Source organism: Grimontia sp. THUN1695 (assembly GCF_059704325.2).
This window is the reverse complement of sequence record NZ_AP046577.1, coordinates 2,396,106-2,412,051: the sequence shown is the minus strand read 5'-3', so window position 1 is coordinate 2,412,051 and position 15,946 is coordinate 2,396,106. Positions and strand designations below refer to the sequence as shown.

The following is a 15,946-nucleotide window of genomic DNA, read 5'->3' as shown; positions in this document are numbered from 1 at the left end:
TGATTGCCCTTCCGTTGTCGTGCTTTCGGGGAACAGACACCTTGAAACGTGAATATTCATCCCCATAATAAGCAAAACCGTCGAGATTGATGCCCCAATGTATGAGATTTTGGGGGATCAACACAGTGTATTGTGTCGGAGAGAGCATGAGCAAAGAAGAAAACAAGATCCAGGAAGAAGAGTTGCAAAATGAAGCGGTGGACGCACAGGCTGAAGAAAATGCCCTAGATGCTGAAACCGATGCAATGATCAGCCGGATCACTGAGCTTGAGGCTGCACTTGAAGCAAGTGAAGCAAAAGTCAAAGAGCAACAAGACAGCGTACTGCGTGCACGTGCAGATGTGGAAAACATGCGTCGTCGCACAGAGCAGGAAATCGATAAGGCGCGTAAGTTTGCTCTGGAGCGTTTTGCCAACGAATTGCTTCCTGTTATCGACAACATGGAACGCGCGGTGGAAATGGCTGACCGCGAAAACGAGACCCTGAAACCGATGGTTGAAGGTGTTGAGCTGACACTGAAAACCATGAAAGATGCCGTCGAGAAATTTGGTTTGAAAGAGCTGAACCCACAGGGCGAACCGTTTAACCCTGAATTCCATCAGGCAATGTCTATTCAGGAAAGCGAAGAGCACGCCCCAAACACTGTGATGCTGGTGATGCAAAAGGGCTATGAGCTGAATGGCCGCGTTGTTCGCCCAGCAATGGTCATGGTGTCAAAAGCCCCCGCTGGTAACGTAGATGAGCAAGCGTAACTGGCATTTTCAAAGAAAAACCCGCATGTTGCGGGTTTTTTTCATTTCAGGCCTTGAAAGACAATAAGTCGCCCTTATTTAAAAGGCATTAAAAAGAAAATTTAAAAATTTTTCTTGTGCAGGGTTGAACCCTAAAACGCGACCCCCATATATGGGTTAACGTAACATAGACATAAGACGAATTTTCGGAGAAAACCAAATGGGTAAGATCATTGGTATCGACTTGGGTACTACCAACTCATGTGTAGCAGTACTGGACGGTGACAAGCCACGCGTAATCGAAAACGCGGAAGGCGATCGCACAACGCCATCAATCATCGCGTACACCCAGGATGGTGAAACCCTGGTGGGTCAGCCAGCAAAACGTCAGGCAGTGACCAACCCAGAAAACACGCTGTTTGCAATCAAACGACTGATCGGTCGTCGCTTCGAAGACGAAGAAGTTCAGCGTGATATCGAAATCATGCCTTACAAGATCGTTAAGGCTGACAACGGCGACGCTTGGGTTGAAGCAAAAGGCCAGAAAATGGCGGCGCCTCAGGTTTCTGCTGAAGTTCTGAAAAAAATGAAGAAAACTGCGGAAGACTTCTTGGGTGAGGAAGTGACTGGCGCGGTTATCACTGTACCTGCGTACTTCAACGACGCACAACGTCAGGCTACCAAAGACGCTGGCCGTATCGCAGGTCTGGAAGTTAAACGTATTATCAACGAACCCACTGCGGCTGCACTGGCTTACGGCCTGGACAAGCAAGGTGGTGATCGCACTATCGCGGTATACGACCTGGGTGGTGGTACGTTCGATATCTCTATCATCGAAATTGACGAAGTTGACGGCGAGAAGACCTTCGAAGTGCTGGCAACCAACGGTGATACTCACCTGGGTGGTGAAGACTTCGACAACCGCATGATCAACTATCTGGTTGACGAGTTCAAGAAAGACCAGGGCATCGACCTGCGTAAAGACCCGCTGGCAATGCAGCGTCTGAAAGAAGCGGCTGAGAAAGCGAAGATCGAACTGTCTTCCGCACAACAAACTGACGTGAACCTGCCATACATCACGGCAGATGCGACAGGTCCTAAGCACATGAACATCAAAGTGACCCGTGCGAAACTGGAGTCACTGGTTGAAGATCTGGTTCAGCGCTCTCTGGAGCCTCTGAAAGTGGCGTTGGCTGACGCTGACCTGTCTGTGAACGACATCAACGACGTTATCCTGGTTGGTGGCCAGACCCGTATGCCTCTGGTACAGGCGAAAGTGGCTGAATTCTTCGGTAAGGAAGCACGTAAAGACGTGAACCCTGACGAAGCAGTAGCAGTGGGTGCAGCAGTTCAGGGCGGTGTACTGGCTGGTGAAGTGAAAGACGTACTGCTGCTGGACGTAACGCCTCTGTCTCTGGGTATCGAAACCATGGGCGGTGTGATGACCAAGCTCATCGAGAAGAACACCACTATCCCTACTAAGGCGAACCAAGTGTTCTCTACTGCTGAAGACAACCAAAGTGCAGTAACTATCCACGTACTGCAAGGTGAACGTAAGCAGGCGATGTACAACAAGTCTCTGGGTCAATTCAACCTGGAAGGCATCAACCCAGCGCCACGTGGTATGCCACAAATCGAAGTTGTGTTCGACCTGGATGCTGACGGTATTCTTCATGTGTCTGCGAAAGACAAGCAGACTGGCAAAGAGCAGAAGATCACTATCCAGGCATCTGGCGGTCTGAGCGACGAAGAAATCGAGAAAATGGTACAGGAAGCGGAAGCGAACAAAGAAGCTGACAAGAAGTTCGAAGAACTGGCGACTGCGCGCAACCAAGCAGACCAAATGATCCACGGCACTCGTAAGCAAATTGAAGAAGCAGGCGATGCGCTGCCAGCAGACGAGAAAGAGAAGATTGAAGCGGCTATCAACGAGCTGGAAACAGCGCGTAAAGGCGAAGACAAAGCGGCGATCGACGAGAAAGTGCAAGCACTTATCACAGCATCTCAGAAGCTGATGGAAGTGGCTCAGCAGCAAGCACAAGCTGCCCAAGGCGCCGGTGCAGAACAAACTAAGCAAGACGACGATGTTGTTGACGCTGAGTTTGAAGAAGTAAAAGACGACAAAAAATAAAACTGGAAGCAATCCCAGAAACAGGCCTTGCTACTGAAAGAGGGCAAGGCCTGAATCGAAAGATTTAACCGTTTTATTTCGCACGGGCGCAGGAGGAACCTCTCCTTCGCCCGTAGTTGTATGATACGGGGCAAACTTTATCTGTCCGGTATAAGAGCAGGTGACAAGCAAAACATGTCAAAACGTGATTTTTATGAAGTACTTGGCGTAAGCCGCGACGCCAGTGAGCGTGACATCAAAAAGGCGTATAAGCGCCTTGCGATGAAGTACCACCCGGATAAAAACCCGGGTGATGAAACGGCAGCCGAGAAATTTAAAGAAGTGAAGCTGGCGTACGAAATCCTCACCGACGATCATAAACGCGCAGCTTATGACCAATACGGTCATGCAGCCTTTGAACATGGTGGCATGGGCGGTGGCGGCGGCTTTGGTGGCGGCGCAGACTTCAGCGATATCTTTGGTGACGTGTTTGGTGACATTTTTGGTGGTGGCCGTCGCGGTGGTCAGGCGCGTGCGCAGCGTGGCGCAGACCTCCGTTACAACATGGAGCTGACGTTAGAAGAGGCGGTTCGTGGTGTAACCAAAGAAATTGATGTCCCTACCTATGTTGGCTGTGACAAGTGTGGTGGCAGCGGCTCTAAACCTGGCTCGTCTCCCCAAACGTGTGGTACCTGTCATGGCCAGGGCCAGGTACAAATGCGTCAGGGATTCTTCGCTGTTCAGCAAACCTGTCCAACCTGTCATGGTCGCGGTAAGATCATTAAAGACCCATGTGATAGCTGCCACGGTCAGGGTCGGGTACAGAAGACCAAGACACTGAGCGTGAAAATTCCAGCCGGTGTTGATACCGGTGACCGCATTCGTCTGACTGGCGAAGGCGAAGCGGGTGAATTTGGTGCACCAGCAGGGGATTTGTATGTGCAGGTACATGTACGTGATCACCACATCTTCACCCGTGATGGTAACAATCTCTATTGTGAAGTCCCTGTGAGCTTTACCATGGCAGCGCTGGGTGGTGAAGTTGAAGTACCAACACTGGATGGTCGTGTAAGCCTGAAAGTACCGGCTGAGACCCAAACTGGCCGCATGTTCCGCATGCGTGGTAAAGGCGTTCAGTCAGTGCGAGGTGGTGGCCTGGGCGACCTGATTTGTAAGCTGGTAGTAGAAACGCCAGTGAACCTCAGCAGTAAGCAAAAAGAGTTGCTGCGTGAGTTTGAAGAGTCGTTAGGCGGCAGTGCAGCGAAAAAGCACAAGCCTAAGTCAGAAGGCTTCTTTGATGGCGTGAAGAAGTTTTTTGATGACCTGACCCGCTAATTACCCATACCCATTGAAAAACCGGCGACATGATTGCCGGTTTTTTATATCCAGCACTTCCCGTTGTCTGCAATAGCATCCCCTTCTTTTGTCAAATTTGATTGCTCAGAGGCGGCGTTGATAACCATGGTATGGCAATCCGTATCTTTGTCCTGCCGGGATGTGGATTTGGGCTTGGCCTGGATTTTATACACATTGTTACCAGAACCACTGGTTGTTATCGAGAAATCATAGTCATCAGACACCTGGCATTTTGCACAAACCAAACTGTTGTTATCGGGATAACTGCCTGTTGCCGTGTATGTCTGTTCGGTATGGGTTTGGAGTTGATACAAATCTACCTGAGCCCGACTGCGCTCAGACTTTATCAAATACTTTCCTACTGCGGGCACTGCAATGGTTGTGATGGCACCGATGATCGCAATCGCTATCAGGATTTCGATCAATGTCATACCTGTATGTAATGTCTTCGTTCTTGGCGTCATTTTTTGGTTCATTACTCGGAAAATCCAATTTAATTCCAGAAACCTACGTTATCGCCGTTGATAGTATGGAAACAAGGTACAGCAGACGCTAAAGGTATTTGTTGTGAGATATTGGAATCTACAGCGCGGATTTAGCTTAATTGAAATGATAACGACGGTGACGGTATTGGCAGTCGTCACAGCCGTTGCTGTGCCAGCGTATGTTTCTTCTCATAAAGCGGCGGTGGTTGAAAGCAAAACCTCTCAATTGCTTTCTGTGTTGGAAGTTGGCCAATCTGAGTCTTTACGCCGCCATCGTAATATCTATGTGCATTATGTCCCTGTGACCGAAACGGATAATGGCTGCATTGGATTGAGTGAAAAGTCTGACGTGGCGACGTTTAGTTGCTCTGATAGTGAAGGACTGCAGAAAGTCATATTAGAGAAGGGAGCCAAGGTGAATATTCAAGAGCCAGCGTTGACGGATCCAGCGAAACTTTTTTACTTCTCTCCGTTATCTGGCATGCCCTCAACCAACAAAACTCTGAAACTGGCACATGGTGAGGAAACCGGTAAAGAGTCGGGTATTTTGATCCGTCAATATTCAGGGCTGAAAGGGTGTAGCAACACAATAGTGACAGGCTGGGAGTCTTGTTCATCATGATACGTGCCCGGGGCTACACGCTGGTCGAAATGATAGTGGGGATGACAGTTAGTCTCGTTGTCCTTGCTTCTTCTTTAGCACTTTTTACCGTCAATACAGAATTCGGCACAAAGCAACTCCAGAATGACTTTCTGCGAACCCAGTTAACGATCATTGCTGACACCATGAAAAATGAAATTGCCCGTGCGGGGTTTTGTTTCGATTGCACTTTTGTAAATCCATTTATTCACATCGATGCTGCTGGCGCTTCCTCTTCAATATTGATTGATGACAGCGTTTCAAAGGTAATTGCAGGTGAGTGCATAAGGTTCGCTTACAACCATGATAAGCGCTCAGGCGCTTTGTCTTTAAATAAAGATGATGCCAAGGGCTATCGCCTTGGCAAAGACAGCAATGACAATCCCGTCATCGAAACGTACGAGAACTGGAAAGGCCTGACCAATTGGCATTGCGAAAGTGACAGTTCAAATGGTGGTGTATCAGGGTACTGGCGAGATATGACATATGATCGCTTGTATCTGGAGTCACTTAGCTTCAAACGCACCATTCTTGAGGGGGTTGCCTCAACGAACAAAATCCAGACTGTCGAAGTGACGCTCTCTGCTTCATTGAAAAATGACCGCGCAATAAAGGACACGGTAACCTTTACAGTGTACTTGCCGAATGTAGGTGTATAACGAGTATGAATCGTCAGAATGGAATGGCAACATTGGCCGTTGTAAGTGGTGTGTTACTTATCGTTGCCTTGTTTGCTATATCAGTGGCGAGTTCGGGGTTTGCAGATATCAAAAAAAACCAGAATCTCGTCTTGGATGCAAAGCAGCGGGCAAAAGCAAAAGCTGGATTGGATTGCGCCATTGCAGTGTTTGAGCAAAAGGAACTAAATCCGAACGATGCCGGCTTTGATGCAAACTTTAATGTGTGTGAAACCGCATCAGGAAGTTTGATTGGGGCAGATTCCCTTCCTGCACATTGGGTGTTAACGTCGACCTCGGGCTATGCCTCGTCAAGTATTTTGATAAAACATATTGGCGGCAAGCATGCCGCATTTAAAACGACCGGCGACCTCGTTTTGGAAGGTGGGCAAGATTGGACGTCGGTAAAAGGGAAATATCTTGGGGATAAGTATGAATGTACGGCGATCATTGCTGGCGGTTCAGTCTCTATCGATGTTGGGAACAGTGCCGCTGAATTCAAAACAATAACACCTGACTGTTCTGATGATTACAGCACAAATGTCGCTGCCAATACCCCGAAAATTACCAATGCTTTTGAGAGTGACATATTGGTCAACCAAAACGCGTTAACTCTCGACGAGCCGATGGACATCTTTGAAGAGCTTTTCGGTGTTCCCCGGGAGCAGTATCAAAGTGTGATTAATAAACATAACCCTAAGCAGATTCACATCGCCAATGGTGATATGGCGAGTTGTGGTGCAACAATAAAAGATCGGGTTGATGATGGAGACAATGAATCTGGTGTTGCTGATTTTATCTGGGTGAAGGGGGATTGCCTGCTTGATGGAATAACCCAAGTTGGGACGGATGAAAAGCCTGTGATCATTGTTATTCAAAATGGAGTGGTTGCGGTAAATGGTGGCGTTGCGGATTTTAAAGGCACTATTTTTCAGTATGCAGATAGTTCGGCGACGGGTGATATGCGTATGTCCTCTTGGGGAGTCGAGGAAGATAGCGATGGTAACTTGTCATGTACTGCTAACGCGCCAGTTGTCAGTCTGTGCAGCGAGCTGATTAATTCGGAAGACATGACAAAAGAGAAGTGGGAGTCACTAGCATTTTTCTTCAGGGGGGCATTTACCAGTTCGGGGAGTTACATGGTGGATGTTCCAGGAGGGACATCAATAATGAAAGGTTCATTTAACGGTGGTGCTCCTGATGATCCGAAAGGGTTTCTTTCCGGGAAGTTGGCGTTGGTTAAAGGAAGCATACATGACTTCTAATAAGGGCTTTTCGCTTATTGAAACGCTTATTGCTATCTTCGTGGTTGTTCTCTCGGGCGTAGGAACGCTTAAGCTCTACAGCTACCTCGAAGTAGAAAAAGCCAATGCGCTGATGTTTACCGAAGCCAAGCAAATCGCTGAATCCCAAATGGCATTAATACAAACGCTGAACACGACAGGCTCTGTTTGTGAAGGTAAAACTGTTGAGAATATACAAAGCTGCGTGATCGTTTTAGCTGAGGATTCGGCATATCTTCTTACTGTTACGCCGACGGAGACACTTCAACACACGCCGGCCGGTGGTGTTGCTGCAACTTACGCAAAAGTCTTGGATGTGAAAGTAAGCTGGGATGACAGAAATGGTCATGCGCAAGCGTTGATCTTTCCTGTTTCTGTTTCCAAATCCACCAATCTGCTCAATTAATGATTTGTTGGGCGTTGTTTTGGTTTTTTTCTAAAAAAAGCCCTTGCCAGATTTTTACGCCTCCCTATAATGCCGCCTCACCGACACGGAGAGCGGCTCCCAATGCGGAAATGTTCATCCAAACCGGTACGGCGAAGGCCTTAAAAACTGAGACGAAAATAAACGCTTGACGCGTTAAAGTAGAACAGTAAAATGGCCGCCCGCTTCGAAGGGAAATTACCCCGAGAGGCAAGTCAACAAGGTATTTTGAGGTTTGTGCAAATCACGCTGAAAAATCTCAAAATTTCTTCTTGACTTCATCGCCCGGCAGCGTAGAATTCGCAGCCCTGACGGTGAGAAGCGAGGCTTCTTAAAGTCAACGTTCTTTAACAATTTGACCTATGCAATCTGTGTGGGCACTCGTCATTGATAGACAAAAGATTTATCGATGAAACTGAGTGACCAAAACGAAAGCTCTTCGGGGTTATCGGCACAGTCAATTTATACAGTATTTCATCGAGCCGCCTTTGTTCACTTTTTCAAAGTGAGGAAGGGCAGAAAAGATTCTAATTGAAGAGTTTGATCATGGCTCAGATTGAACGCTGGCGGCAGGCCTAACACATGCAAGTCGAGCGGCAGCGACAATAAAGATTCTTCGGATGATTTATTGGGCGGCGAGCGGCGGACGGGTGAGTAAAGGCTGGGAACCTGCCCTGACGAGGGGGATAACCACTGGAAACGGTGGCTAATACCGCATAATGTCTTCGGACCAAAGAGGGGGACCTTCGGGCCTCTCGCGTCAGGATGGGCCCAGTTGGGATTAGCTGGTTGGTGAGGTAAAGGCTCACCAAGGCGACGATCCCTAGCTGGTTTGAGAGGATGATCAGCCACACTGGAACTGAGACACGGTCCAGACTCCTACGGGAGGCAGCAGTGGGGAATATTGCACAATGGGCGCAAGCCTGATGCAGCCATGCCGCGTGTGTGAAGAAGGCCTTCGGGTTGTAAAGCACTTTCAGCCGTGAGGAAGGTTACGTAGTTAATAGCTGCGTAATTTGACGTTAGCGGCAGAAGAAGCACCGGCTAACTCCGTGCCAGCAGCCGCGGTAATACGGAGGGTGCGAGCGTTAATCGGAATTACTGGGCGTAAAGCGCATGCAGGCGGTCTGTTAAGCAAGATGTGAAAGCCCCGGGCTTAACCTGGGAGTGGCATTTTGAACTGGCAGGCTAGAGTCTTGTAGAGGGGGGTAGAATTTCAGGTGTAGCGGTGAAATGCGTAGAGATCTGAAGGAATACCGGTGGCGAAGGCGGCCCCCTGGACAAAGACTGACGCTCAGATGCGAAAGCGTGGGGAGCAAACAGGATTAGATACCCTGGTAGTCCACGCTGTAAACGATGTCTACTTGGAGGCTGTTGTCTAGAACAGTGGCTTTCGGAGCTAACGCGTTAAGTAGACCGCCTGGGGAGTACGGTCGCAAGATTAAAACTCAAATGAATTGACGGGGGCCCGCACAAGCGGTGGAGCATGTGGTTTAATTCGATGCAACGCGAAGAACCTTACCTACTCTTGACATCCAGAGAACTTTCCAGAGATGGATTGGTGCCTTCGGGAGCTCTGAGACAGGTGCTGCATGGCTGTCGTCAGCTCGTGTTGTGAAATGTTGGGTTAAGTCCCGCAACGAGCGCAACCCTTATCCTTGTTTGCCAGCACTTCGGGTGGGAACTCCAGGGAGACTGCCGGTGATAAACCGGAGGAAGGTGGGGACGACGTCAAGTCATCATGGCCCTTACGAGTAGGGCTACACACGTGCTACAATGGTGCATACAGAGGGCAGCGAGACCGCGAGGTGGAGCGAATCCCAGAAAGTGCATCGTAGTCCGGATTGGAGTCTGCAACTCGACTCCATGAAGTCGGAATCGCTAGTAATCGTGGATCAGAATGCCACGGTGAATACGTTCCCGGGCCTTGTACACACCGCCCGTCACACCATGGGAGTGGGCTGCACCAGAAGTAGATAGCTTAACCTTCGGGAGGGCGTTTACCACGGTGTGGTTCATGACTGGGGTGAAGTCGTAACAAGGTAGCCCTAGGGGAACCTGGGGCTGGATCACCTCCTTAACGAAGCTATGAATGCGAGTGTTCACACAGATTGTATAGGTTGAAAAAGTAAAGAGTGGTTTGGTATCCCAATACCAGACATTGTGTTTTTCGGTATGATGTCGCTTCTCGCAAGCTCGTCACTCCACTAACACAACGTTAGCGAAACATGTTTCGCTGACAAACGTTGTGTCCCATTCGTCTAGAGGCCTAGGACACCGCCCTTTCACGGCGGTAACAGGGGTTCGACTCCCCTATGGGACGCCATTGGGTCGTTAGCTCAGTTGGTAGAGCAGTTGACTTTTAATCAATTGGTCGCAGGTTCGAATCCTGCACGACCCACCATCTTCCCCACAGAGGATGTAAAACGCAGTTTGGGTTTTGCCTTTTCAAAGGTGAAAACAAACAATGTGGGCGATTAGCTCAGTTGGGAGAGCACCTCCCTTACAAGGAGGGGGTCACTGGTTCGAGCCCGGTATCGCCCACCACTTTTCCTTTATGCTGCGTTGAAGGTTTTCTCGTTTAGCGAGCTAAACGTCGGAATACTTCGCCTTGCCGAAAGGAAAAGGTCATTTGATGGGGCTATAGCTCAGCTGGGAGAGCGCTTGATTTGCATTCAAGAGGTCTGCGGTTCGATCCCGCATAGCTCCACCACTCTTTAAGTGTTCTTGCGAGAATATTTAAAAAGTGGTTTTAACATCACTTTGCTCTTTAAAAATCTGGAAAGCTGACTAAACAACTTTGTTTCGAAAGAGATAAAGCTTGTTTGTAAAAGTTCTCAAATGTTAACTCTTAAGAGTTAACACCAAACACATTCAAGTGTTCTTGGAATTTGAGTCCGGCGAAATCGTCATCGAACGATGACAAACCTTGGTTGTTTAAAGCTACGAAACCTCTTGGGGTTGTAGGGTTAAGTGACTAAGCGTACACGGTGGATGCCTAGGCAGTCAGAGGCGAAGAAGGACGTGCTAACCTGCGATAAGCCGAGAGAAGACGGTAAGAGTCACGATACTCTCGGATTTCCGAATGGGGAAACCCACTGGCATAAGCCAGTATCATTAACTGAATCCATAGGTTAATGAGGCGAACTCGGGGAACTGAAACATCTAAGTACCCGAAGGAAAAGAAATCAATTGAGATTCCGGCAGTAGCGGCGAGCGACCCCGGACCAGCCCTTAAGCTGATTGTGCGTTAGTGGAAGCCTCTGGAAAGTGGCGCGATACAGGGTGATAGCCCCGTACACGACAACGCACAGTGAGTGAAAACGAGTAAGACGGGACACGTGTTATCTTGTCTGAAGATGGGGGGACCATCCTCCAAGGCTAAATACTCCTGACTGACCGATAGTGAACCAGTACCGTGAGGGAAAGGCGAAAAGAACCCCTGTGAGGGGAGTGAAATAGAACCTGAAACCGTGTACGTACAAGCAGTGGGAGCCCCATCACTAAGTTACTGAGACTTAGTGGTCCAGGTACCTTACTTGAAAGGCGGTTAACAACGCGACGCGTTGGTCAACCTCCCCAATCAAGCAGAGGTGGCTTAGTGATGGGGTGACTGCGTACCTTTTGTATAATGGGTCAGCGACTTACGTTATGTAGCAAGGTTAACCGTATAGGGGAGCCGTAGGGAAACCGAGTCTTAACTGGGCGTTCAGTTGCATGACGTAGACCCGAAACCGGGTGATCTAGCCATGGGCAGGTTGAAGATTGAGTAACATCAATTGGAGGACCGAACCGACTAATGTTGAAAAATTAGCGGATGACTTGTGGCTAGGGGTGAAAGGCCAATCAAACCCGGAGATAGCTGGTTCTCCCCGAAAGCTATTTAGGTAGCGCCTCGGACGAATACTACTGGGGGTAGAGCACTGTTAAGGCTAGGGGGTCATCCCGACTTACCAACCCTTTGCAAACTCCGAATACCAGTAAGTAGTATCCGGGAGACACACGGCGGGTGCTAACGTCCGTCGTGGAGAGGGAAACAACCCAGACCGCCAGCTAAGGTCCCCAAGTTATCGCTAAGTGGGAAACGATGTGGGAAGGCTCAGACAGCCAGGATGTTGGCTTAGAAGCAGCCATCATTTAAAGAAAGCGTAATAGCTCACTGGTCGAGTCGGCCTGCGCGGAAGATGTAACGGGGCTAAGCGATACACCGAAGCTGCGGCAGTGTGTTTAGGCACATTGGGTAGGGGAGCGTTCTGTAAGCGGTTGAAGGTGTGCTGTAAGGCATGCTGGACGTATCAGAAGTGCGAATGCTGACATGAGTAACGATAAAGGGGGTGAAAAACCTCCTCGCCGGAAGACCAAGGGTTCCTGTCCAACGTTAATCGGGGCAGGGTAAGTCGGCCCCTAAGGCGAGGCCGAAAGGCGTAGTCGATGGGAAACGGGTTAATATTCCCGTACTGCTGATAACTGCGATGGGGGGACGGAGAAGGCTAGGTGGGCCAGGCGACGGTTGTCCTGGTTCAAGTGCGTAGGTGGGCGAGTTAGGCAAATCCGGCTTGCTATACACTGAGACACGATGTCGAGCTACTACGGTAGTGAAGTCATTGATGCCCTGCTTCCGGGAAAAGCCTCTAAGCTTCAGGTTATCAGTAACCGTACCCCAAACCGACACAGGTGGTCGGGTAGAGAATACCAAGGCGCTTGAGAGAACTCGGGTGAAGGAACTAGGCAAAATGGTACCGTAACTTCGGGAGAAGGTACGCTGCCCGCGGTGAAGTCCCTGGCGGATGGAGCTATGGGCAGTCGCAGATACCAGGTGGCTGCAACTGTTTATTAAAAACATAGCACTGTGCAAACTCGAAAGAGGACGTATACGGTGTGACGCCTGCCCGGTGCTGGAAGGTTAATTGATGGGGTTATCCTTAGGGAGAAGCTCTTGATCGAAGCCCCAGTAAACGGCGGCCGTAACTATAACGGTCCTAAGGTAGCGAAATTCCTTGTCGGGTAAGTTCCGACCTGCACGAATGGCGTAATGATGGCCACGCTGTCTCCACCCGAGACTCAGTGAAATTGAAATCGCAGTGAAGATGCTGTGTACCCGCGGCTAGACGGAAAGACCCCGTGAACCTTTACTACAGCTTGGCACTGAACATTGAGCCTACATGTGTAGGATAGGTGGGAGGCTAAGAAGCGGTGACGCCAGTTGCCGTGGAGCCATCCTTGAAATACCACCCTTGTATGTTTGATGTTCTAACTTGGCCCCATAATCTGGGGTGAGGACAGTGTCTGGTGGGTAGTTTGACTGGGGCGGTCTCCTCCCAAAGCGTAACGGAGGAGCACGAAGGTGGGCTAATCACGGTCGGACATCGTGAGGTTAGTGCAATGGCAAAAGCCCGCTTGACTGCGAGAATGACGGTTCGAGCAGGTGCGAAAGCAGGTCATAGTGATCCGGTGGTTCTGAATGGAAGGGCCATCGCTCAACGGATAAAAGGTACTCCGGGGATAACAGGCTGATACCGCCCAAGAGTTCATATCGACGGCGGTGTTTGGCACCTCGATGTCGGCTCATCACATCCTGGGGCTGAAGTCGGTCCCAAGGGTATGGCTGTTCGCCATTTAAAGTGGTACGCGAGCTGGGTTTAGAACGTCGTGAGACAGTTCGGTCCCTATCTGCCGTGGGCGTTGGAGAATTGAGAGGGGCTGCTCCTAGTACGAGAGGACCGGAGTGGACGAACCTCTGGTGTTCGGGTTGTCACGCCAGTGGCATTGCCCGGTAGCTAAGTTCGGAATTGATAACCGCTGAAAGCATCTAAGCGGGAAGCGAGCCTCGAGATGAGTTCTCCCTGATACTTAAAGTATCCTGAAGGGTTGTTGGAGACGACGACGTAGATAGGCAGGGTGTGTAAGCGCTGTGAGGCGTTGAGCTAACCTGTACTAATTGCCCGAGAGGCTTAACCCTACAACACCCAAGGGGTTTTGGCGGACTCAAACAGAACATTGAATGTGTTGAGAACAGACAGCTTTCCAAGATTTTAATGGGTGTTCCCAGGGCCGAGTTACCCAGGACCGAGAACCCCAATAAAGAATTTGCTTGGCGACCATAGCGTTATGGACCCACCTGACTCCATGCCGAACTCAGAAGTGAAACGTAACAGCGCCGATGGTAGTGTGGGGTCTCCCCATGTGAGAGTAGGACATCGCCAGGCGTCTAATTTTCTTTCACTTTTTGAAAAAGTGAAGACAAAAAGTACGTTGAAAAGGCCATCCGCAGGGATGGTCTTTTTGCGTTGTGTCGACTAGCTAATCACAAATTCAAGGTATAGTTTGTAGCAATCCCTTACCTGAGATAAAGCTGAATGAAATAATATGACTTGGCACTCATATTAGTATCTGGGTTCATGCTGAGATGACGGGAAGAGTGAGGCCATGGACATGGAGAGAAGTAATGAAAACAAAATTGGGTTTAGCAATGCCAGTTTTACTGCTAAGTGCATGCACATCCCCATTGTCATACGACTATGCCTGTGATGACGGACAGACATTTGGCGCGATGATGATGTCAGATTATGCTGTCGTTCATGTTGATGGTACTGAATACGAGCTTTCACGTATTCGTTCGGCGTCTGGCGTGTTATATGAGTCAGAAGATGGTTCAGTCAAGCTTCATTCCAAAGGTGATGAGGCGTTGCTGGTTGTCCGAGAGCGATCATTGCAGGCATGCACACTGCGCAGATAAAAGAAAGGGTAGCCAGGCTACCCTTGCTGCGAAAATCTTTTGGTTTGCATGAATGAACTGCACTGTTGCCAATCGTTGTCCAATGATAGTTTAAACGTACAGGAACTCTTTGATCTGGCGTACCAGCGCTTCGGCAGTCTCTTTGTCTTCCCACTCTACGAAAATACGCAGCAGGGGTTCTGTGCCTGAAAAGCGTGCCAAGGCCCAGCCGCCATTTTTGAAGTAAACCTTCAAGCCGTCGGCATAGCTGACTTTTTCAATTTCGTAAGCAAATTCAGGCAGGGCTTTTTCTACATAAATTTTGTTGTAAAGCACTTCACGCTGGGATGCCTTGAAGGTGCAATCGCCTTCGGCGGTATAGGCGTAGCCGTACTTTCCGTAGATTTCGTCAAGCAGCTCTGATAGTTTCTTGCCTGTCACGCTTATCATTTCCACCAGTAAGCTTGAAGCAAATACCCCGTCTTTACCCTTGATGTGACCACGGATTGTCAGGCCACCCGAGCTTTCACCCCCAATCAGCGAATCATCCGCTTCCATTTGCGAGCTGATGTGTTTAAAGCCAACCGGTACTTCGAAGCTTTTTTCATTATGATCAGCGGCAACCTTATCCAGCAGGTGAGTTGTGGCAATGTTACGCACCACTGAACCTTTCCAGCCTTTGTATTCAAGCAGGTAGTAATAAAGCAGAAGCAATACTTCGTTCGGGTGAATAAAGTTGCCTTTTTCGTCGATGATGCCGAGACGGTCTGCGTCGCCATCAGTACCAATACCAATATCATACCCTTCATGAGCAACTAGATGTTTCAGGCGATAAAGCGTCGCGGCACTCGGTGATGGCATCAGACCGCCAAAGCCTGGGTTTGCCCCGTCGTTGATGACGTCAACATCACAGCGTCCAGAGATCAGAACCGTTTGCAGGGCATTTTTTGCCACCCCAAACATAGGATCGATCAGCACCCTCAGGTTGGCTTTTCTGATCGCATCAATGTCGATGAAATTGATGATCGAATCCACGAACTCGTTCATCGGGTTGATGATCTTGATCAACCCCGCTTCAATGGCTTCTTCAAAATCGATGATTTTGATATCGCTAGGCTGAAGTTGACTGATCTGTGTTTCAATCTTTGCGGTGATCACTTCATCGGCATCGCGGCCGCCTTTGATAAAGACTTTTATGCCGTTGTAGTCTGCCGGGTTGTGGGAAGCCGTGATGCAGGCAGAGTAGTGGGTTTCCATTTCTTTTGCCTTGAACATCACAATGGGTGTTGGCACATACTTGTCGATAAAGCTGACGGTAATGCCGTTTGCTGCCAAGACTTCGGCAAACCAGGCTGCTGCCTTGTCAGAGAGGAAACGGCGGTCGTAACCAATCACAAAGCCAGGTTCAACAGCATTCTCGTTCAGCATGATGTTGGCAAGGCTCTGGGCAACGAGGCGCACGTTGTCACGGGTAAACTCTTCGCCAATCAGGGCACGCCAGCCGCCGGTACCAAATTGAATCATG

General features: G+C 49.3%; 10 protein-coding genes, 4 tRNA genes and 3 rRNA genes. 15 read left to right on the top strand and 2 right to left on the bottom strand.

Annotated elements, in window-relative coordinates; translation table 11 throughout:
- Positions 1 to 146 precede the first annotated feature (146 nt).
- The 3 genes from grpE (at position 147) to dnaJ (ending at position 4,176) form a co-directional block, all read left to right on the top strand.
- Positions 147 to 752: a nucleotide exchange factor GrpE gene (gene grpE, locus AC6IB1_RS14440; RefSeq protein ID WP_005507026.1), complete on the top strand. Its 606-nt coding sequence runs from the start codon at positions 147 to 149 to the stop codon at positions 750 to 752.
- 199 nt (positions 753 to 951) lie between these two features.
- Complete coding sequence (gene dnaK / locus AC6IB1_RS14435) at positions 952 to 2,862, top strand: molecular chaperone DnaK (RefSeq protein WP_497567232.1); 1,911 nt, start codon at positions 952 to 954, stop codon at positions 2,860 to 2,862.
- A gap of 174 nt (positions 2,863 to 3,036) precedes the next feature.
- A complete protein-coding gene (gene dnaJ / locus AC6IB1_RS14430) occupies positions 3,037 to 4,176 on the top strand; it encodes a molecular chaperone DnaJ (RefSeq protein WP_497567231.1) in 1,140 nt (379 codons plus the stop codon).
- A gap of 44 nt (positions 4,177 to 4,220) precedes the next feature.
- Here the strand turns inward: dnaJ and AC6IB1_RS14425 are convergent, their stop codons facing one another.
- The gene (locus AC6IB1_RS14425; RefSeq protein WP_497567230.1) at positions 4,221 to 4,673 is read right to left on the bottom strand and encodes a type IV pilin protein; all 453 of its coding nucleotides are present in this window, start codon (positions 4,671 to 4,673) and stop codon (positions 4,221 to 4,223) included.
- 91 nt (positions 4,674 to 4,764) lie between these two features.
- Here AC6IB1_RS14425 and AC6IB1_RS14420 point away from each other — a divergent pair, with 91 nt between their 5' ends.
- The 12 genes from AC6IB1_RS14420 (at position 4,765) to AC6IB1_RS14365 (ending at position 14,442) form a co-directional block, all read left to right on the top strand.
- Positions 4,765 to 5,304 carry a prepilin-type N-terminal cleavage/methylation domain-containing protein gene (locus tag AC6IB1_RS14420; RefSeq protein ID WP_497567229.1) on the top strand — a complete coding sequence of 180 codons (540 nt, stop codon included), beginning with the start codon at positions 4,765 to 4,767 and terminating at the stop codon, positions 5,302 to 5,304.
- On the top strand, positions 5,301 to 5,981 hold the full coding sequence (locus AC6IB1_RS14415; protein WP_497569146.1) for a PilW family protein: 681 nt from the start codon (positions 5,301 to 5,303) through the stop codon (positions 5,979 to 5,981). Before AC6IB1_RS14420 ends, AC6IB1_RS14415 begins: the two co-directional genes overlap by 4 nt.
- A 5-nt stretch (positions 5,982 to 5,986) precedes the next feature.
- Positions 5,987 to 7,264 (top strand): hypothetical protein, encoded by a 1,278-nt coding sequence (locus AC6IB1_RS14410; RefSeq protein WP_497567228.1) that lies wholly within the window; start codon positions 5,987 to 5,989, stop codon positions 7,262 to 7,264.
- A complete protein-coding gene (locus AC6IB1_RS14405) occupies positions 7,254 to 7,688 on the top strand; it encodes a type IV pilus modification PilV family protein (protein WP_497567227.1) in 435 nt (144 codons plus the stop codon). Before AC6IB1_RS14410 ends, AC6IB1_RS14405 begins: the two co-directional genes overlap by 11 nt.
- Before the next feature lie 546 nt (positions 7,689 to 8,234).
- A 16S ribosomal RNA gene (locus AC6IB1_RS14400) occupies positions 8,235 to 9,786 on the top strand.
- Between the two features lie 170 nt (positions 9,787 to 9,956).
- Positions 9,957 to 10,032, top strand: a tRNA-Glu gene (locus AC6IB1_RS14395).
- Positions 10,033 to 10,034: 2 nt separating this feature from the next.
- A tRNA-Lys gene (locus AC6IB1_RS14390) sits at positions 10,035 to 10,110 on the top strand.
- 67 nt (positions 10,111 to 10,177) lie between these two features.
- Positions 10,178 to 10,253 (top strand) — tRNA-Val (locus AC6IB1_RS14385).
- A 90-nt stretch (positions 10,254 to 10,343) separates the two neighbouring features.
- Positions 10,344 to 10,419 (top strand) — tRNA-Ala (locus tag AC6IB1_RS14380).
- Positions 10,420 to 10,673: 254 nt separating this feature from the next.
- Positions 10,674 to 13,665 (top strand): 23S ribosomal RNA (locus AC6IB1_RS14375).
- Positions 13,666 to 13,796: 131 nt separating this feature from the next.
- Positions 13,797 to 13,912: ribosomal RNA gene (gene rrf, locus AC6IB1_RS14370) — 5S ribosomal RNA — on the top strand.
- The 16S, 23S and 5S rRNA genes sit together here with 4 tRNA genes alongside, the layout of an rRNA operon.
- A gap of 239 nt (positions 13,913 to 14,151) precedes the next feature.
- Complete coding sequence (locus tag AC6IB1_RS14365; RefSeq protein ID WP_497567226.1) at positions 14,152 to 14,442, top strand: MliC family protein; 291 nt, start codon at positions 14,152 to 14,154, stop codon at positions 14,440 to 14,442.
- A gap of 90 nt (positions 14,443 to 14,532) precedes the next feature.
- Here the strand turns inward: AC6IB1_RS14365 and AC6IB1_RS14360 are convergent, their stop codons facing one another.
- Positions 14,533 to 15,945 carry a phosphoglucomutase/phosphomannomutase family protein gene (locus tag AC6IB1_RS14360; protein WP_497567225.1) on the bottom strand — a complete coding sequence of 471 codons (1,413 nt, stop codon included), beginning with the start codon at positions 15,943 to 15,945 and terminating at the stop codon, positions 14,533 to 14,535.
- Position 15,946: the final 1 nt, after the last annotated feature.